At 69.0% G+C, this 17518-nt stretch carries 15 protein-coding genes; 3 read left to right on the top strand and 12 right to left on the bottom strand.

The features are described from left to right. Positions 1-16 precede the first annotated feature (16 nt). Positions 17-2242, top strand: a complete 2226-nt coding sequence (locus ACSFBC_RS18260; protein ID WP_435511769.1) for a metallophosphoesterase — start codon at positions 17-19, stop codon at positions 2240-2242. A 10-nt stretch (positions 2243-2252) separates the two neighbouring features. Next, entirely contained in the window at positions 2253-3836 is a 1584-nt protein-coding gene (locus tag ACSFBC_RS18255; protein ID WP_435511768.1) for an esterase-like activity of phytase family protein, read from the top strand. A 16-nt stretch (positions 3837-3852) separates the two neighbouring features. Here the strand turns inward: ACSFBC_RS18255 and ACSFBC_RS18250 are convergent, their stop codons facing one another. The 10 genes from ACSFBC_RS18250 to ACSFBC_RS18205 are packed head-to-tail and all read right to left on the bottom strand — an operon-like array spanning position 3853 to position 11931. Then, the gene (locus tag ACSFBC_RS18250; protein ID WP_435511767.1) at positions 3853-4530 is read right to left on the bottom strand and encodes a histidine phosphatase family protein; all 678 of its coding nucleotides are present in this window, start codon (positions 4528-4530) and stop codon (positions 3853-3855) included. A gap of 50 nt (positions 4531-4580) precedes the next feature. Then, positions 4581-5552: a threonine dehydratase gene (locus tag ACSFBC_RS18245; protein WP_435511766.1), complete on the bottom strand. Its 972-nt coding sequence runs from the start codon at positions 5550-5552 to the stop codon at positions 4581-4583. Next, positions 5549-6190, bottom strand: coding sequence for a LysE family translocator (locus ACSFBC_RS18240; protein WP_435511765.1), 642 nt, complete (start codon positions 6188-6190; stop codon positions 5549-5551). Before ACSFBC_RS18240 ends, ACSFBC_RS18245 begins: the two co-directional genes overlap by 4 nt. Positions 6191-6192: 2 nt before the next feature. Beyond that, positions 6193-6885, bottom strand: a complete 693-nt coding sequence (locus tag ACSFBC_RS18235; RefSeq protein WP_435511764.1) for a VOC family protein — start codon at positions 6883-6885, stop codon at positions 6193-6195. Positions 6886-6892: 7 nt separating this feature from the next. Then, on the bottom strand, positions 6893-7792 hold the full coding sequence (locus ACSFBC_RS18230; protein ID WP_435511763.1) for a PhzF family phenazine biosynthesis protein: 900 nt from the start codon (positions 7790-7792) through the stop codon (positions 6893-6895). A gap of 5 nt (positions 7793-7797) precedes the next feature. Further along, positions 7798-8439 carry a glutathione S-transferase family protein gene (locus tag ACSFBC_RS18225; protein ID WP_435511762.1) on the bottom strand — a complete coding sequence of 214 codons (642 nt, stop codon included), beginning with the start codon at positions 8437-8439 and terminating at the stop codon, positions 7798-7800. Between the two features lie 44 nt (positions 8440-8483). Beyond that, positions 8484-9119 carry a LysE family translocator gene (locus ACSFBC_RS18220; RefSeq protein WP_435511761.1) on the bottom strand — a complete coding sequence of 212 codons (636 nt, stop codon included), beginning with the start codon at positions 9117-9119 and terminating at the stop codon, positions 8484-8486. 31 nt (positions 9120-9150) lie between these two features. Further along, positions 9151-10365, bottom strand: coding sequence for an aminotransferase-like domain-containing protein (locus tag ACSFBC_RS18215; RefSeq protein WP_435511760.1), 1215 nt, complete (start codon positions 10363-10365; stop codon positions 9151-9153). A gap of 37 nt (positions 10366-10402) precedes the next feature. Beyond that, positions 10403-11335 carry a DMT family transporter gene (locus ACSFBC_RS18210; RefSeq protein ID WP_435511759.1) on the bottom strand — a complete coding sequence of 311 codons (933 nt, stop codon included), beginning with the start codon at positions 11333-11335 and terminating at the stop codon, positions 10403-10405. Next, the gene (locus ACSFBC_RS18205) at positions 11332-11931 is read right to left on the bottom strand and encodes a LysE family translocator (RefSeq protein WP_435511758.1); all 600 of its coding nucleotides are present in this window, start codon (positions 11929-11931) and stop codon (positions 11332-11334) included. Before ACSFBC_RS18205 ends, ACSFBC_RS18210 begins: the two co-directional genes overlap by 4 nt. Before the next feature lie 97 nt (positions 11932-12028). On the opposite strand from ACSFBC_RS18205, the gene ACSFBC_RS18200 reads away from it, so the two are divergent. Further along, the gene (locus tag ACSFBC_RS18200; RefSeq protein ID WP_435511757.1) at positions 12029-13423 is read left to right on the top strand and encodes an aminotransferase-like domain-containing protein; all 1395 of its coding nucleotides are present in this window, start codon (positions 12029-12031) and stop codon (positions 13421-13423) included. 18 nt (positions 13424-13441) lie between these two features. Here the strand turns inward: ACSFBC_RS18200 and ACSFBC_RS18195 are convergent, their stop codons facing one another. Together ACSFBC_RS18195 and ACSFBC_RS18190 are read right to left on the bottom strand one after the other, a co-directional pair. Further along, entirely contained in the window at positions 13442-15205 is a 1764-nt protein-coding gene (locus ACSFBC_RS18195; protein ID WP_435511756.1) for a phospholipase D family protein, read from the bottom strand. Between the two features lie 88 nt (positions 15206-15293). After that, positions 15294-17195 carry an ATP-binding cassette domain-containing protein gene (locus tag ACSFBC_RS18190; protein ID WP_435511755.1) on the bottom strand — a complete coding sequence of 634 codons (1902 nt, stop codon included), beginning with the start codon at positions 17193-17195 and terminating at the stop codon, positions 15294-15296. Positions 17196-17518: the final 323 nt, after the last annotated feature.

The following is a 17518-nucleotide window of genomic DNA, read 5'->3' as shown; positions in this document are numbered from 1 at the left end:
CGCCTTCATTTTTCTCATGACCTCCTCACCACCGAATCCGTCTCGCGCAGCGTCCCTGCTCGTCGCTGCCGCCGTGCTGTCCCTGCTCGCCGCTTGCGGCGGCAGCAACGGCAACAACACCCCCGTCGCCGTGGCGCCGCCGCCCACCACGCCGGAAGTGACGCCGCCGCCCCAGCCGCCGGTTCCCGGCACCGGCGTGCAGATCGCGTTCATGCCCGACATCCATTTCCACGATGTCTATGCGACCTTCAAGGATGGCTCCTTCCCCGGCGTGTTCAACCCGAAGACCGGACTCCAGGCGACCGTGCGACTGATGCATGCGCAGATGACCTCCACACGCCTGTTCAACGAGAACTACTTCGCCTTCATCACCGCGCTCGACGACGCCGTGGCACGCGGCGTGAAGCTCATTGCGCTGCCGGGCGACTTTTCCGACGACGGCCAGCCAGTGCACATGCGTGGCCTGAAGAAAATGCTCGACGAGTACTCGGCCAAGCACGGCATCGAGTTCTTCGCGGCACCGGGCAACCACGATCCGAACAAACCCATGGAGGCCGTAGGCGGCAAGGAAGACTATCTCGGCATCGACCCGAACTCCGGCCGCGTCGGCTACCCCCAGCGGATCTACAGCCGCGGCGGCAGCGATTGCAAAAACTACAGCGGCGACTGGACGCGTACGGGCGGCTGGACCTATTGCACTGAAGAAGTGAAGCACATGGGCTACAAGGGCGTGACCGAAGCGCTCGACCAGCACGGCTTCATGCCCAAAGCCGGGTACCGCTACTTCGAGACGCCCTACAGCACCTACAGCTACCAGAACTACACGCTGAACGAGGCCAAGGCGCAAGCTGTCTGGAACAAGCGCGAGTACGAAATCTGCAACCAGGGCGCCGGCGGCGCCTACAAGAAGGACGGCTACACCTTCTGCCACACAGTGCCCGACACCAGCTACCTGGTCGAGCCGGTGGAAGGCATTTGGCTCGTCGGCATCGACGCCAACGTCTATCAGCCGACAGGCGCGGGTGCGAACGATTTCAACGGCTCGGGCGATGCTGGCTACAACATGATGCTCACGCACAAGCCGCATGTGATTGCATGGCTCAAGGATGTGGTGGCACGCGGCAAGGCGCAGGGCAAGCAGGTCGTCGCGTTCAGCCATTTCCCGATGAGCGAGTTCTTCAACGGTGCGTCGGATGACATCGTGGCGTTGCTGGGCGCCAGCAAGATGCAGATGAAGCGCCGGCCGACCGAAAACGCCACGAAGGCGCTGGCCGACACCGGCCTGCAGGTCCACGTCGGCGGCCACATGCACTTCAATGACACCGCGATCCGCAAGTACGACGATGGCCACGGACTGGTGAACGTCCAGGCGCCCTCCATGGCGGCCTATGTGCCGGCCTACAAGCTGTTGACCTTCACCGACGCCGAGCACATCGACGTGCAGACCGTGCGCCTCGACAAGGTGCCGCGCTTCGACGAGCTGTTCGACCTCTACCGCCAGGAGCACAGCTACTTCAGCGACTACGGCTTCATGCTGCCGGGCGGCAGCAACGGCGTGCTGTGGGACAAGACCATCCTCGACGCCAAGACCTACGGCGACTTCAGTACGCGCTACATGTCCGAGCTGGTGCGCCTGCGACTGCTGAACGACGACTGGCGCTGCGAGATGCGCGAACTGGTGAAGAGCCCGCTGTATGGCGCCGACCTGCTGGTGCTGTCGCAACTCAAGACCCAGGTCACGCTCAAGCAGTTGGCCAACACCGGCAACCACAGCCTGTTCAGCAACGCCTTCTTCTCCTGCCTGTCGGATGCGGGCGGCGACGGTTCGGCCAGCGCGCAGTATGCAAAAGACTATGCCACGGCGGAGACCAAGGCGCGTGCATTGGCCAACGCGGCCGGCTTGCGGCTGGAAGACTTCAACCAGTGGAAGGCCATCGACCTGGCGGGCGACTTCGTGCGCCTCGCCAACGCCGGCGACCTCGCGTTCAGCGACATCCCGACCGCGCGCGCCAAGCAATACAGGGTGATCGCCGAAGCCCTGGCCGCGACCGACGCCACGCTCAAGTTCAACGGCGACCAGGTGCGCAACGACAACGAGGTCGGTGCGCTGTTCCAGGCGCGCTTCAAGCCGCTGATGGCGATCCTGCTCAAGCTGGCCCGCGGCGCGCCGACCCAGCATTTCGTGATCGACCTGAAGAACAACACGCTGACCGACATGACCACGGCGCCCATGCCTTTCTGAGAGTGCCTTGATGATGAACAACGACCTCCACAACAACGACGGCAGCACCGTGGCTTCTTCCCAAGACCAGGGCGGCCTGCGCCGCCGCAGCCTGCTCGGCGGCATGACCACCTTCTCGCTGGTGGGCGCGAGCGGCGCCCTGCTGGCCGCTTGCGGCGGTGGCGGCAGCGATGCCGCGGCACCCGCACCGCCCGCGCCCCCGGCGCCCGCACCGGCCCCGCCGGCACCGGCGCCCGAAGCCGAGGTCACCGCGCCCACGCTGACCGGCCGCGCCATGCTGCCGGCCAACAGCTTCGTGGCCGGCCCGACCTCGGGCCAGTACATCTCGGGTGGTGACCTCGATCGCGCGAAGAACAGCTACGGCTTCACGCTGCCCTTCACCGACAAGCAGCCCATGCAGGGCTTCTCGGCCCTGGTGCCGGGACCGGTGCCTGGCGTGTTCTATGTGATGCAGGACAACGGTTTCGGCGGCAAGGCCGCTTCGCCCGATGCGCTGCTGCACATCTACGCGGTGCGCCTCGATTGGACGCAGGGCAAGGTGCTGCCGGCCCACTTCCAGACGGGCGCCGCGCTGGACGCGTTCACGCCCGACAGCTATGTGCGCATGAGCGATCCGCAGCGCCGGCTCGGCTACCCGATCGTGGCCGACCTCGCGACCTATCCCGGCGCGTCGGTGTCGCCCGCCAACCAGACGCTGGCGGTGGACCCGCGCATCACCGCCAGCCGCCTGCTGACCGGCTACGACCTCGACCCCGAGTCGCTGCAGTTCGATGCCGACGGCAACTTCTGGATCGGCGACGAATTCGGTCCCTTCCTGGTCAAGTTCGACAAGCAGGGCCGCGTGATCGCGCGTGAAGTGCAGATTCCCAACCTGCGCAAGCTGGGCAGCAATCCGCTGGTGCAGACCTCGAACAACCCGTACATCCAGGGCAACACCGGCGTGGCCAACCTGGGCGGTTCGGGCGGCCTGGAGAGCATGGCGATCAACAAGAGCCGCACCAAGCTCTATGCCATGTTCGAGAAGGAAGTCTCGGGCGACAACCCGCAGCGCCGCGTGATCAACGTGTTCGATCTGCGCTCGCAGAACTTCGATCCGCAGGTGTTCTCGTACCGCGTGAGCACGCTCCAGAAGATCAACGGCGACGGCAACCTCGAGACCGAGACCTGCAGCGTCAACGACATGGTCGCGATCAACGACCACGAGTTCCTGGTGATGGAGAAGGACAGCGGCGCGGGCGACGTGCGCACCGGCAAGTTCCCGGCCTCGGGCACCTGGCGCAATGCGGCGCGCTTCAAGCGCGTCTACAAGGTCGACATCGGGGTGGTGGACACCGACGGCTTCCTGGTGAAAGAAGAGATCGTCGACCTGATGGCGCTCAAGGACCCGAAGGGCATCGGCGGCGCCGACACCATCGACGGCGTGTTCACCTTCCCGATGGAATGCGTGGAAGTCGTGACCCTCGTCGACGCGCAGACGCTGCTGTTCGTCAACGACAACAACTACCCCGGCGGCTCGCCGTCGCGCCTCACCACCGAGCCCGACGCCAACGAGTTCATCCGGGTGCGTTTGCCGAAGCCCTTGGCTGTGGGTTGAAGCGCCGTCGCATGTTCTAAGCGGACGTGATCCAGTCTTCGTACGCAGGGCCATCGAGGTGCGGCAGCGTGTTGAAGGTCAGGAGCATGTGCCGCTTGGGCGTGAAGACGAACTCGGTCACCGCGGTGTTGCGGATGCGCAGGTTGAGTTCGATGGTCGTTTCCGGCGAGGTGCCCAGCACGTGGCCGACGGCGGTGCTGATCGGTCCGCCGCTCGACACCGCGAGCACGCGAGCGCCGTGGTGCCGGTCGCGCACATGGTCGAGCGCCGTGGTCACGCCGGCCAGGAAGTCGACATAGCTGGGCATGCCGACCGGCGCGCTGCGGGCGTTCATCCAGCCCGCGAGGCCGTCGCGCAGGAGTCTGAAATGGTGGCGGTACAGCTCGGGCGTGTCGGGCTTCTGCAGTGGCTCGGGATGCACCGTCGCGATCACCGCGTGGCTGTCGTACTCGTTGAGCCCGGGCCATTCGAGCGGCACCGTGGCCGCGTCCAGGCCCAGCCCTTCGGCGATGCCTTCCCAGGTCTGGCGATGGCGCTTGAGCGTGCCGATGATCACGGCGTCGAACCGCATGCCGCGCTCGCGCCAGTATTCGCCCAGCCGTACGGCCTGGCGGCGGCCGAGTGCGCTCAGTTGGTCGTAGTCGGCCTCGCCGAAGCTGGCCTGTCCGTGTCGGACGAGATAGAGGGTGCCCATGGCCGCATTCTGGCCGGGCCATGCGCCCGTGTCGGTCTCGGCGGCGACGCTCAGCCGCCCGCGAGCACGCGTGCGTAGACCGCGGCGTCGACGTTGCCGCCGCTCACCGCGATGCCCACGCTTTGGCCTTGCCAGCGTTCGCGCTGCTGCATCGCCGCGGCCAGTGCCGCCGCGCCCGCGCCCTCGGCCACGTTGTGCGTGTCGGTGAACAGCCAGCGCATCGCCTGCGCCACTTCGTCGTCGCTGACCGCGACCACGTCTTCCGCCTCGGCCGCCAGCACCGCCAGCGATTCGGGCACCGGCGTGCGGCAGGCCATGCCGTCGGCCAGCAGCGTGCTGACCGGTGCGTCGAGCGGCCGGCCCGCGCGGAAGGAGTCGCGGTAGGCGGTCGCGTGCGTCGACACCACGCCGACGAGCTTGGTCGTCACGCCGCAATGGCGGCGCGCCGTGGCGGCACCGGCGAAGCCCGAGCCCAGGCCGATCGGGATGAACAGCACCGCGGGCACGTCGCCGGCCTGCTTCAGCGCCTCGAAGAATTCGACCCAGCCCGTGGCCACGCCGCGCACCAGGTCGCGCGCGAAGGAGGGCACGCGGTGCAGGCCTTCGGTGTCGGCGAGCCGCGCTGCGTGTTCGCTCGCGGCCTGGAAGTCGTCGCCGTGCTCGATCAACTGCACGCCCAGCGCGCGCATCGCGGCATTCTTCTCGACCGAATTGCCGTGCGGCACCACGATGGTCGCGGTCAGCCCGTGGCGGGCCGCGGCGAAGCCGATCGACTGGCCGTGGTTGCCGCGGGTCGCGCTCACCACGTGGCGCACCGCGGGCTGGGTGCGCGCCAGCGCTTCCATGTAGGTCAGGCCGCCGCGCACCTTGAAGGCGCCCAGCGGCGTGTGGTTCTCGTGCTTGGCCCAGACCCTGCAGCCCAGGCGCGCACCGAGCAGCGGCCAGGCGTACTGCGGCGTGGCCGGCATCGCGGCATAGACGGTGCGTTGCGCGGCCTCGATCTCTTCGCGGCTGAAGTTCATGGCGTGGCCTTGCGTCCGTCGAAGGCGATGCGCACCGCGAGCGCGGCGAGCACGCTCCCCATCACGTAGCGCTGCGCGCGCAGCCAGCCTTCGCTGCGCGACAGCACCGCGGTGATCGATGCGGCGCCGAGCACCAGCAGCAGGTTGACGGCGCCGCTCACGCCGATCTGCACCGCGCCGAGCGTCGCGCTCTGCCACAGCACCGAGCCGCGTTCGGGATGGATGAACTGCGGGAAGAAGGACAGGTAGAACATCGCGACCTTGGGGTTCAGCACGTTGGTCAGGAAGCCCATGCGGAACAGCTTGGCCGGCGGATCGATCGGCAGCGCGCGCGCGGCGAAGGGTGCGTGGCCGCCTGGCTTGACCGCCTGCCAGGCCAGCCACAGCAGGTAGGCAGCCCCCGCGAGCCGAACCGCGTCGAAGGCGAAGGGCACGGCATGCAGCAGGGCCGTGAGCCCCAGTGCGGCGGCCACCAGGTGCACGAGAAAGCCGACCAGCACGCCGGCCAGCGAGATCAGCCCGGCCGAGCGGCCCTGGCACAGCGCACGCGACACGCAATAGATCATGTTGGGCCCGGGCGTGAGCACCAGCAGCAGCGCCGCCAGCGCAAACCAGGCGAGTTCGGTGAGCGTGAGCATGTTCAGAGGCCTTTCGATTCGAGTTGGATGCGCCCGCGCGGCGTCTGCAGCGTGGCGATCAGGTTGGGTGGGCCGGCCTGAACGACGAAGGCGTCCAGACCCAAGGCGGTGAGGGCGGCGCGCAGCACTTCGGGCCGTGGATGGCTGGCGGCCAGCCCGAGCAGCGTGACGCCCGAGGCGGGCATGGTGTCGGCCGGATGCACCGGCCCCCACTGGATCACGGTGGGCAGCGTGCCGTAGAACAGGCGCTGGCCGTCGTCGCGCACGCTGATCTTCCAGTCCAGCCGGCCGGCCGGCGTGTCGCGCGAGGCCTCGACCAGCGGGCCGCGGTCGATCGGCCCCGGGCCCGAGGCCAGCGCCTGCAGGCTGGCCGCGGCATCGGTCACGCGTGCGACGAAATGCACGAGCTGCGGCCCGTGTTGCGCGAGTCCGGCCTGCAGCGCGGCATCGTCGAGGTCGAACCAGCGGTGCAGGCCCGCGGCACGCGTGGGCTCCTTCGTCGCATCGATCGCGATGATCTCGAGGTAGGCCTGCGGGAAGGCTGGCGTGGCCACCGAGATCAGCCGGTTGTGCGTGCCCATCAAGGGATGCGCGCCGCCGGGCCCGGGCACCACGCCCAGCGTGGCTTCGCACCAGCGCACGCCCTCGTCGAGCGTGCGGGCGGCGATCACGAGATGGTCGATGCGGGCGGCCATGGCGCGATCAGAGCTCGACGTGGCCGTCGATGCAGGTCACGACGTCGCCGCCGACCCAGACCACGCCCTCGGCATCGCGCGCGATGTGCACGTGGCCGTCGCGGCCCAGGCACTGGCCCTGGCCGGCGACGTAGTGCTCGGGCATGTGGCCGTCGGCGATCAGCCATTGCGCGGCACTGGCGTTGAAGCTGCCGGTGACCGGGTCTTCCTCGACGCCGATCGGTGCCGCGAAGGCGCGCACTTCGAGTGCCACCGGTGACGGCGCGGCGCGTCCGGCAAAGGCGCGCGCCTCGCGGTTCGATCGACCGATGAGCGCGGGCGCATCGGGCACGGCCACCACGCCGACCTTCTGGCCCAGCTCCTTGAGCGCGCGGTGGTCGGGCTCGAGCGCGAGCACGGTGTCGACGTTCTCGAGCAGCAGGCCCATCCACACCGGGCCGTTGTCGAGCATCTGCGCGCTGCGGATCTGCGAGGGCTTGAGGCCCAGTGCGCCGGCCACGCGGGCCAGCATGCTGGGGCTGGGCGGACTGCGCCGCAATGCGGGCGCGGCAAAGGCCAGCCGCTCGCCGTCGCGGCGGATCGGCACCAGGCCGACCGCGCTCTGCTGCACGATCTGTTTCGCCGATTTCGGCTTGCCGCCGGCGCGCAGCCACGCATGGCAACTGCCCAGCGTCGGATGGCCGGCGAAGGGCAGCTCGCTGCCGGGCGTGAAGATGCGCACGCGGTAGTCTGCGCCGGGGTCGGTCGGCGGCAGCAGGAAGGTGGTCTCCGACAGGTTGGTCCACTGCGCGAAACGCTGCATCTGGGCTTCGTCGAGGTCGCTGCCGTCGAGGACCACGGCGAGCGGATTGCCGCGGTAGGGCACGGACGTGAACACGTCGACTTGCTGGAAGGGGCGGGTTTTCATGGCGGTCATTCCAGGGCGAGATCCAGCACGCCGCGGGCAGCAGAGCGGCTCTTCAATTCGGCGAACCAGCGCTCCACGTTCGGCCAGGCCGGGCGCGTGTACTCGGTGGGCGGCAGGCCGAACCAGCGGTGCGCTTCGCAGCCCAGCGGGATGTCGGCCATGCCGAAGGCGTCGCCGCCCATGAAGGCATGCGTCGCGAGGTGGGCGTCGAGCAGTGCGAACAGCGGTTCGGTGGCGCGCACCGAATGGTCGATGACCGCGGCATTGCGTTCGGCGGCCGGTGTGCGGATCCACTGCTTGAACGCGCCGCCGCTGACCGGGTTCAGCGCGGTCTGCTGCCAGTCCATCCAGCGCTCGGCGTCGAAGCGCGTAGGAAGGTCGTCGGGGTACAGCGTGCCGGGCGCATGGCGGGCGCAGAGGTAGCGCACGATCACGTTGGATTCCCACAGCACCACGCGCGCCTCGCCTTCGCCGTCGTCGATGGCCGGCACCATGCCGTTCGGGTTGAGCGCCAGGTAGTCGGGTGTGTGCACCACGCCGAACTTGCCGCCAGCCTCGGTGCGCTGGAAGTCGAGCCCGAGCTCCTGCGCGCACCAGACCACCTTGCGCACGTTGATCGAGCTGATCCGGCCCCAGATGTTGAGCATTTCTTTCTTTCTCTTGTCGTTGTTGTGAGCGCTTGCCTATCGTCTCAGCGCGGCGCCGGGCGGTCCAGCATCAGCAGCCGCAGCGCCAAGCCGAGCATCGCCACGGCCAGCAGCCGGTGCTGCAGGCGCGCGGCACCGGGACGGCGCTGCAGCCAGCGACCCACCTGGCCGCTGAAAGCGCCAAGCAGCGTGTTGAAGGCCAGCGCCGCCAGCGAGAGCACGCCGCCAAGCACCACGAGTTGCAGCGTGACGTGACCGCGCGCCGGGTCGACGAACTGCGGCAGGAACAGCATGAAGAACAGCAGCGCCTTGGGATTCACCAGGTTGTTGAGCCAGGCTTCCCGCACGATGCGTGCGAAGGGTGCGGGCGCTGCCTGGCCAATCACAGCTGCACCGCCGTCGCGCCAGGCCTTCACCGCGAGCCAGAGCAGGTACAGCGCACCCGCATAGCGCAGCAAATCGAAGGCCGGCGCCCAGGCCGCGACCAGCGCGGTGATGCCGGTGGCGGCGCACAGCGTGTGCATCAGGTCGGCCGCCGAGATGCCGATCGCCGCCGCGAACCCGCCGCGCGGCCCCTGTGCCACCCCATGGGCCAGCACGAAAGCCATGTTCGGCCCGGGCGACAGGAACAGCGCCAGCACGGCGAGCAGGAACAGCCCTAGGGTGGCGAGGTCGATCATGGTGCTCGCGTGGCGCCCCGGGTTGCGGTGCTCAGCTCGCGGCCAGCTCGCGCTGCACCTGGGCCGCGGCGTTGTGAGCCAACTGCTCGCGCAGCGTCGCGGCCAGTGCGGCGATGGCGGTGTCGATCTCCTCGACGCTGGCCGTCACGAAGGACAGGCGCAGGGTGCGCGGATCGCCCTTGCCGTCGGCATAGAAAGGCGCGCCGGGCACGAAGGCCACGCCGCGCGCGACCGCCTTGGGCAGCAGCGCCACGGTGTCGATGCCTTCGGGCAGGCGGGCCCACATGAACATGCCGCCGATGGGCGCGTTGAAGCTCACGTCCAGGCCCTTCATCTCGCGCGTGAGCGCCGCGGCCATCGCATCGCGCTGGCGCTTGTAGAGCGCGCGGATGGTCGGCACGTGGCGGCCGAGGAAGCCGTCCTTCATGACCGCCATCACCATGCGCTGCGTGAAGATCGGCGTGTGCAGGTCGACCGCCTGCTTGGCCTGCAGCAGCTTCGGGTAGATGGCCTTGGGCGCGACCAGGAAGCCCAGGCGCAGGCCGGGCGCCAGCACCTTCGAGAACGAGCCCAGGTAGATGCAGCCTTCGGGGTTGCGCGCGGTCAGCGGCAGCGGCGGCGCTTCGTCGAACCAGAGTTCGCCGTAGGGGTTGTCTTCGACGATCGGCAGGTTGGCGGCGGCGGCGGCGGCCGACACGGCGGCGCGGCGCGCTTCGGTCATGGTGCGGCCGGTCGGGTTCTGGAAGTTGGGCAGCAGGTAGACGAAGCGCGAGTCCTTGGCCTTGGCGATCAGGTCTTCGACGATCACGCCTTCATCGTCGCTCGCCACGCTCACCGGCGTCGGCTCCATCGGCGAGAAGGCCTGCAGCGCGCCGAGGTAGGTCGGCGTCTCGACCAGCACGCGGCTGCCCGGGTCGATCAGCACCTTGGCGATCAGGTCCAGTCCCTGCTGCGAGCCGGTGGTGATCAGCACCTGCGCCGGGTCGACGTTCCAGGGCAGCATGTCGGCCACGGCCTGGCGCAGCGGGCCGTAGCCTTCGCTCGCGGCGTACTGCAGCGAGGCCGGGCCGTCGTTCTCCAGCACTTCGGCACAGGCGGCGGCGAAGGCCGAGATCGGGAAGGTCTTGGGCGAGGGCAGGCCGCCGGCCAGGCTGATGATGCCGGGCAGGTCGGTCACCTTGAGGATCTCGCGCAGCACCGAGGGGTTCATCTTCTCGGCGCGGGCGGCCATCTTCCATGTCGTCATGATTTTTCCTTGAGAGAGAGTGCGTGGGCGCGCGGCATCATCGCGCGCCCTGTGAAAGTTTCTTGCCGATCAGCACGGTGGCGACCACGGCCAGCGCGAAGCCGAGCGTGACCACGTCCAGCGGTTCGCCGAGCAGCGGCACAGCGGCGAGGATCGAGAGGAAGGGCTGGAGCAATTGTGTCTGGCTCACGCGCAGCGCGCCACCCATGGCCAGGCCGCGGTACCAGGCGAAGAAGCCCATCCACATCGAGAACACGCCGACGTAGAGCAGGCCGGCCCAGGCCGAGACGGCCACCGGTTGCTGCGGCCAGGTCAGCAGCGCGCCGGGCAGCGTGAGCGGCAGCGCCATCACGCAGACCCAGCAGATCACGCGCTCGGCCCCCAGCGAGGGCGTGACCTGCGCGCCGTAGATGTAACCGAAGGAGGCCGCGAAGACCGCGCCGACCAGCAGCAGGTCGGCCCATTCGAAGCCGAAGCCGTGACCTTGCTGGTAGGCGCGCAGAAGAGAGAAGGCGACCACCAGCAGGCTGCCGATGACGGCGCAGACCCAGAAGCCCAGCCGCGCGCGCTGGTGCAGCACCCAGGCCGCCACGGCCGCGGTGACCAGCGGCAGCAGCGCGGTCACCACCGCCGCATGGCTGGCCGTGACCACGCGCAGCGCGTAGCCCAGCAGCAGCGGATAGCCGATCGCGTTGCCCGCCACCGCCATGGCCAGCGGCCGCCATTCGTGGCGCTGCGGCCGCGGTGCGCGCATCGCGACCAGCACGATGATCGACAGCACGCCCGCGAGCGCGGCGCGGCCGAAGGTGACGAACCAGGGCGAGAGCTGCGGCGCGGCCTGCGTGCCGGTGGCCAGCCGCGTCATCGGCAACGTGATGGCGAAGATCAGCACGCCGAGCACGCCCAGCCACATGCCCAGCGTCTCGCGGCGCATGCCGAGGGTTTTCTGTTCCTGCGCGAGCGTGCTCATATCCGGAGCATCCAGGCGGCGGTGAGCACCAGCACGACGGCCATCGCGCGGTTGAACCACAGCAGCCGACGGCCCTGGGCCAGCCAGTCGCGCAGCAGTGCGCCGACCAATGCATAGGTGAAGTTGCTGATGAAGGCGAACACCAGCATCACCGGCGCCACGATCGCGAAGCGCTGCGCCGCATCGGGCTGGCCGGCGATCCAGCCGGCGACCAGGGTGAGGGCCAGCAGCCAGGCCTTGATGTTGAGGAACTGCAGCATCACGCCCTGGCCGAAACCGATCTGGAGCTGTTCGTCGCCGGCCTTGCCCAGCGTGGCGCTGCCGCTGAGCTTGAAGGCCAGCCACAGCAGGTAGCCGATGCCCAGGGCCTTGATCACGAAACGCAGCGCGGGCGCCGCCATCACCAGCGCACCGATGCCCGCGGCGCACAGCGCGAGCAGCAGGCTCCAGCCCACCGGCACGGCCAGCACGAAGCGCATGGCGCGCGGCAGGCCGCCGTTGGCGGCGAGCGTGGTGGACAGCGTGGTGTTCGGCCCGGGCGAGAAACTCATCGCCGTGGCCAACACCAGCAGCGCAGTGAATTCTTGCCAGTTCATGTCACACACTCTAGACTGAGGACCATTACAGTACCGGTACAGTTGAGCGGACAAAAATGTAGGCTGTATCGGTCCGCTGCTCGACACAGAACCCGCCATGCTGACACGAACACCGACCCAATCGCTGACCGGCCAGTTGGCCGACCGCTTCGCCGAGCGCATCCGGACCCGGCTGCTGCCGCCCGGCACGCGGCTGCCCTCGGTGCGCGAATGCGCGCGCCAGCAGGGCGTGAGCCCGCACACCGTGGTGGCCGCCTACGACCAGCTGCTGGCCCAGGGGCTGGTCGAGGCGCGGCGCCAGCGCGGCTTCTTCGTGCGCGACGCGGCGCCCACACCGGCACCGCGCCCCGCGCGCGCGGGCACGCAGGCGGCGGCCGTGCCGGCCGACGCCAGTTCGCTGATCCGCGGCATGTTTCACAGCCGCAGCGACAAGCCGCAGCCCGGCATGGGCGTGTTCCCGCCGGACTGGATGGATTCGGCCTTCATGCCGACCTCGCTGCGGCGCCTGACCGGCACGCGCGCGCTGCAGGAGATCTCGCTGCAGTACGGCGAACCGGCCGGCGACGGCGCGTTGCGGCACAGCCTGTCGCAGAAGCTCATGGGCATCAACATCCCGGCCGGGCCCGAGCAGATCGTGACCACCGTCGGCGCCACCCATGCGCTGGACATCGTGAGCCGCGCGCTGCTGCGGGCCGGCGATCCGGTGATGGTCGAGGAGCCGGGCTGGGCCATCGAGTTCGCGCGGCTCGAGGCGCTGGGCATGCGCATCCTGCCGGTGCCGCGCCGTGCCGACGGGCCCGATCTGGCGGTGATGGCGCAGTACTGCGAGACGCACAAGCCCAAGCTGTTCGTCAGCGTGAGCGTGCTGCACAACCCGACCGGCTACAGCCTCACGCCGGGCAGCGCCCACCGGGTGCTGCAGCTGGCCAACCAGCATGACTTCCACATCGTCGAGGACGACACCTACAGCCATCTGGCGCCCGAGCACGCCACGCGGCTGTGCGCGCTCGACGGGCTGCAGCGCACCATCTACGTGAGCGGTTTCGCCAAGATCCTCGCGCCCAACTGGCGCATCGGTTTCCTGGCCGCGCCGCCCGCGCTGTTCGGCCGGCTGCTCGAGACCAAGCTGCTGACCACGCTCACCACGCCCGCGCTGTTCGAGCGCGCGCTGGCCTGGTGCATCGACCAGGGGCAGCTGCGCCGGCATGCCGATCGGGTGCGGCTGCGGCTCGACGGCGCGCGGGCGCGCACGGTGAAGCTGGCGCTGACGCACGGCTGCACTTTCGCTTCGGAGCCGGCCGGGTTGTTCGGCTGGGTCGACACCGGCGTCGACACCGATGCGCTGACGCAGCGCATGCTCGACGAGGGCTATCTGCTCGCGCCGGGCTCGCTGTTCCATGCGCGCCGCCCGCCGAGCACGCTGATGCGCATCAACTTCGCGACCGCGCAGGACGCGACCTTCTGGAAGGTGTTCGCCCGCGTGCGCGGCTGAGCGCGCCGCTGCGCCGGTTCAGAGCAGCGCGTCGGGCGCGAGCGGGCCCAAGAGCTTGAGCAGCAGGCGCAGCCCGGCGCTGGTGTCGGGCTCGGTGTGCGCATCCTGCAGGTGGCTGCCCTCGGGCGCGCGCCAGACCAGGCTGCCGTCGGCCTGCTCGATGCGCCAGGCGGCGCGGCGCATCGCCAGATCGATGCGCGCGGCGGCCGTGCGGGAGAGTTCGTCGCTGCGGATCAAGAGCGCGATCTCGGTGTTCTGCAACTGCGATCGCAGGTCGAGGTTCATCGACCCGACCACCAGCAGCCTGCCGTCCATCACCAGCACCTTGGCGTGCAGCATCGAGCGCGACTCGCCGACACCGCTGGAACCGGACGCGCCGAAGGCGCTGCCCAGGCCGGCCTGCTTGCTGCGCATCTCGTAGAGTTCGACGCCCATCGCCAGCAGTTCTTCGCGGTGCCGCGCGTAGCCCACGTGGGCCACCGGTGCGTCGTTCGACGCCAGCGAATTGGTCAACACGCGCACCCGCACGCCGCGCGCGCGCGCCGCGGCGAAGGCCTGCTTCATGTCGGTGCCCGGAACGAAGTAGGGCGAGACGATGGTGAGGTCGCTGCGTGCCTGGCCGATGAGCCCGAGCAGGCCCGACACCACGGTGTCGCCGTCGGAGGCGGCGTCCGAGGCTTTTTCGAGCGCGGCCACGCGCCCGGTGGCGGCCCTGGACGCATCGCTCGGCTGCGTCACCACCAGGCCGGGGTTGCTGGCGCTGCCCGTGTTCGGGGTGTCGGCGGACTCGGACGCGATCTTGGCGGGCTTGTCGGACATCACCACCGCCGGTGCCCAGGTGAAGGCGGCGGTGCGCAGGTCGAGCGGTTTCTCGTCCCAGACCGCGGCACGCTGGGCGTCGGTCGGACCGGCATCGGCGGGGCGGGGCTCGCCGTCGGGCGGTTGAGGCGTACCGCCCTGGTTCTGATCGCGCTCGCGCCGGGCGGCGTTGTTCGACTTCAGGTCGTCGCGGATCTCCAGCAGCTCCGCGTGGCTGACCAGCGATTGCACGGGGTAGGCGCGTTCGTCGTTCCAGTAGCTGTCGAAACTGCGCGACAGGTCCTGCACGATCGGGCCGGCGGCCAGCACGTCGAGGTCGATGAAATTGCCCGTCTCGGCGATGCCGAAGTAGGCGTCGCCGAGATTGCGCCCGCCCGTCACGCCCATGGCGTTGTCGGCGATGAAGAGCTTGTTGTGCATGCGCTGCTGCACGCGATCGAAGTCGCTGATCGCATTGACCATCCGGCCGAGCGTGGAGCCGCGGGCGCCGGCCAGCGGGTTGAACATGCGCATCTCGATGCGGGGCTCGAAGGCCAGCCGCATCACCAGCGCATTGCGTCCCGTGCTGTGGAAATCGTCGAGCAGCACGCGCACCCGCACGCCGCGCCGCGCCGCCGCGACGATGCCGCGCAGCAGCCGGCCGGTGCTGGCATCGGCATGGATCGCGTAGTACTGCAGGTCGAGCGTCTTCTGTGCCGCGTCGATCAGCGCCAGGCGGCTGCCGTAGGCGGCCTGCGGGCCCTCGAGCAGCAGGAATCCCGATTCGAAGTGGGCTTTTGCCGCGCTGCGGCGTTGCTGAACCAGGGCCGCCAGTGCGGTGTCGCCCGGGGAAGCCAGCGCGGTCGATACCGGCCGCTCGACGTTCTGCGGCAGTTGGGCGCAGCCGGCGGCCAGCAGCAACGGCAGCAGCAACGCCAGGCAGCCGGAGCGAAGGCGGGGGGCGAAAGCGCGGAGCAAGAGCATGCAGCGTCCTGGGCGGTGGAGAGGGCCATATATATAGCGCACGCCGCGTGCCGTCCGCGTCGGACAGCGCGCGGGGCGCCGCTCGCCTTCAGCGCGAACCGGTCAGCGCTTCCTGGCGCTCGAGCGCGCTCAGCAGGTCGTCGTCGATCTGGGCATGGCGCTCGGCCAGCTCGGTCGCACGCGAGGCATCGCTGGCGTAGATGGCGCCGCCGTCGAGCGCAAGCAGCGCCGAGATGCGGCCCTGCTCTTCTTCCAGCGAAGCGATCAGGGCAGGCAGCGCTTCGAGCTCGCGCTGCTCCTTGTAGGCCAGCTTCTTCTTGACGACGGGACGCGTGTCGATCGCCGGTGCCGCGGGGGCGGGGGCCGGCGTCGGTGCGGCGGCCGGCGGGGCCGACGCCGCGCGCTGGGCCGCGATCTCGCGCGCGCGCTTCGACTGGATCAGCCAGTCCTGCACGCTGCCCTCGTACTCGCGCCAATGGCCGTCGCCCTCGAAGGCGATGGTGCTGGTCACGACGTTGTCGAGGAAGGTCCGGTCGTGGCTCACGAGGAACACGGTGCCGTCGTAGTTCTGCAGCAAGTCCTCGAGCAGTTCGAGCGTGTCGATGTCCAGGTCGTTGGTCGGCTCGTCGAGCACCAGCACGTTGGCGGGCCGTGCGAACAGGCGCGCCAGCAGCAACCGGTTGCGCTCGCCGCCGCTGAGCGAGCGGACCGGCGAATTGGCGCGGGCCGGAGAGAACAGGAAGTCGCCCAGGTAGCTCTTCACGTGCTTGCGCTGCTTGCCGATTTCGATCCACTCGCTGCCGGGACTGATGAAGTCCTCCAGCGTGGCGTCGAGGTCGAGCTTGTCGCGCATCTGGTCGAAATACGCCACCTGCAGGTTGGTGCCGCGGCGGATCTTGCCGCTGTCGGGTTCGAGCTCGCCCAGGATCAGTTTGAGCAGCGTGGTCTTGCCCGCGCCGTTGGGGCCGAGGAGGCCGATCTTGTCGCCGCGCAGGATGGTGCCGCTGAAGTTGCGGATGACGGTCTTCTCTCCGAAGGACTTGGTCGCCTCGGTGAGCTCGGCCACGATCTTCCCGCTCGACTGGCCGGCGGCCACGTCCATGTTGACGCTGCCCTGCACCTCGCGGCGCGCCGAGCGGCTCGCGCGCAGCGCCTCGAGGCGGCCGATCCGGCTCTGGCTGCGGGTGCGCCGCGCCTCGACGCCCTTGCGGATCCAGATCTCTTCCTGCGCCAGCAGCTTGTCGGCCTTGGCACTGATGACTGCCTCCTGGGCAAGCTGCTCTTCCTTCTGGATCAGATACTGCGCGAAGTTGCCTGGGTAGGAACTCAGCTTGCCGCGGTCCAGTTCGATGATGCGGGTGGCGACACGGTCCAGGAAGCTGCGGTCATGGGTGATGGTGACGACGCTGCCCTTGAAGTCGATCAGCAGCTGCTCCAGCCACTCGATGGAATCCAGGTCCAGATGGTTGGTGGGCTCGTCGAGCAGCAGCACGTCGGGCGCGGCCACGAGTGCCTGCGCCAGCGCCACGCGCTTGCGCGTCCCGCCCGAGAGCGAGCCCACGCGGGCGGCGGGGTCGAGGTGCAGGCGATGCAGCGTCTCTTCGACGCGCTGTTCCCAGTTCCAGGCGTCGTAGGCCTCGATCTGCGACTGCAGCGCGTCCAGGTCCACGCCCTCCGCGCCGGACAGATAGAGCTCGCGCACGGCGATCACTTCCGACAGCCCCGCACTGGCGGCCGTGAACACATCCGCATCCATGTCCAGAGCGGGTTCCTGCGCCACATAAGAGATGCGCAGGTTCTGCTGGAGCTGCAGGACGCCGTCGTCGGTCTTTTCCAGGCCCCCGAGGATCTTGAGGAAGGAGGACTTGCCCGCACCGTTGCGACCGATGAGGCCGATGCGCTCCGACGACTGAAGAGAGAAGTCCGCATGATCGAGCAGCGGGACGTGACCGAACGCCAGTTGGGCGTCGAGGAGTGTGATGAGTGCCATGTGGGGGGATTATCCAAGGGGCGGCGGACCGCGGCATGACGGAGGGCGATCGCCGACGCGGCGCCCCCCGATGCGCGGTGCAAATTCTTCGCGTTCGCCCTCGAATCCCCTCTGAACTGCGCTATAGTTGAGGGCTTCGCTCAGCGGACGTCATGTACGAAAGCGGGTCGGGGTGGAGCCGGAAGGCTTCACTCTGGTGGGAGAAGAAAAAAGCCGAAAGGTTTGACGAAGTTGCCAAAACCGAGTCATAATCGAAGGCTGCGCTGAAAGCGAATCGCGGTTGAGTTTCAGGAAGACGAGAGTCGAACGAAGCGAGGCGGTGA

The sequence above is a fragment of the Variovorax frigidus genome (assembly GCF_051216515.1).
Taxonomy (GTDB): domain Bacteria; phylum Pseudomonadota; class Gammaproteobacteria; order Burkholderiales; family Burkholderiaceae_C; genus Variovorax.
This window is presented reverse-complemented; position numbering and strand designations above follow the sequence as displayed.

Bases quoted from the DNA above. Each gene is read 5' to 3' on its own strand.
- ACSFBC_RS18255 (WP_435511768.1), top strand. From the start codon at position 2,253: ATGATGAACAACGACCTCCACAACAACGACGGCAGCACCGTGGCTTCT.
- ACSFBC_RS18190 (WP_435511755.1), bottom strand. From the start codon at position 17,195: ATGGCACTCATCACACTCCTCGACGCCCAACTGGCGTTCGGTCACGTC.
- ACSFBC_RS18240 (WP_435511765.1), bottom strand. From the start codon at position 6,190: ATGCTCACGCTCACCGAACTCGCCTGGTTTGCGCTGGCGGCGCTGCTG.
- ACSFBC_RS18210 (WP_435511759.1), bottom strand. From the start codon at position 11,335: ATGAGCACGCTCGCGCAGGAACAGAAAACCCTCGGCATGCGCCGCGAG.
- ACSFBC_RS18220 (WP_435511761.1), bottom strand. From the start codon at position 9,119: ATGATCGACCTCGCCACCCTAGGGCTGTTCCTGCTCGCCGTGCTGGCG.
- ACSFBC_RS18235 (WP_435511764.1), bottom strand. From the start codon at position 6,885: ATGGCCGCCCGCATCGACCATCTCGTGATCGCCGCCCGCACGCTCGAC.
- ACSFBC_RS18200 (WP_435511757.1), top strand. From the start codon at position 12,029: ATGCTGACACGAACACCGACCCAATCGCTGACCGGCCAGTTGGCCGAC.
- ACSFBC_RS18225 (WP_435511762.1), bottom strand. From the start codon at position 8,439: ATGCTCAACATCTGGGGCCGGATCAGCTCGATCAACGTGCGCAAGGTG.
- ACSFBC_RS18250 (WP_435511767.1), bottom strand. From the start codon at position 4,530: ATGGGCACCCTCTATCTCGTCCGACACGGACAGGCCAGCTTCGGCGAG.
- ACSFBC_RS18245 (WP_435511766.1), bottom strand. From the start codon at position 5,552: ATGAACTTCAGCCGCGAAGAGATCGAGGCCGCGCAACGCACCGTCTAT.
- ACSFBC_RS18195 (WP_435511756.1), bottom strand. From the start codon at position 15,205: ATGCTCTTGCTCCGCGCTTTCGCCCCCCGCCTTCGCTCCGGCTGCCTG.
- ACSFBC_RS18215 (WP_435511760.1), bottom strand. From the start codon at position 10,365: ATGACGACATGGAAGATGGCCGCCCGCGCCGAGAAGATGAACCCCTCG.
- ACSFBC_RS18205 (WP_435511758.1), bottom strand. From the start codon at position 11,931: ATGAACTGGCAAGAATTCACTGCGCTGCTGGTGTTGGCCACGGCGATG.
- ACSFBC_RS18230 (WP_435511763.1), bottom strand. From the start codon at position 7,792: ATGAAAACCCGCCCCTTCCAGCAAGTCGACGTGTTCACGTCCGTGCCC.
- ACSFBC_RS18260 (WP_435511769.1), top strand. From the start codon at position 17: ATGACCTCCTCACCACCGAATCCGTCTCGCGCAGCGTCCCTGCTCGTC.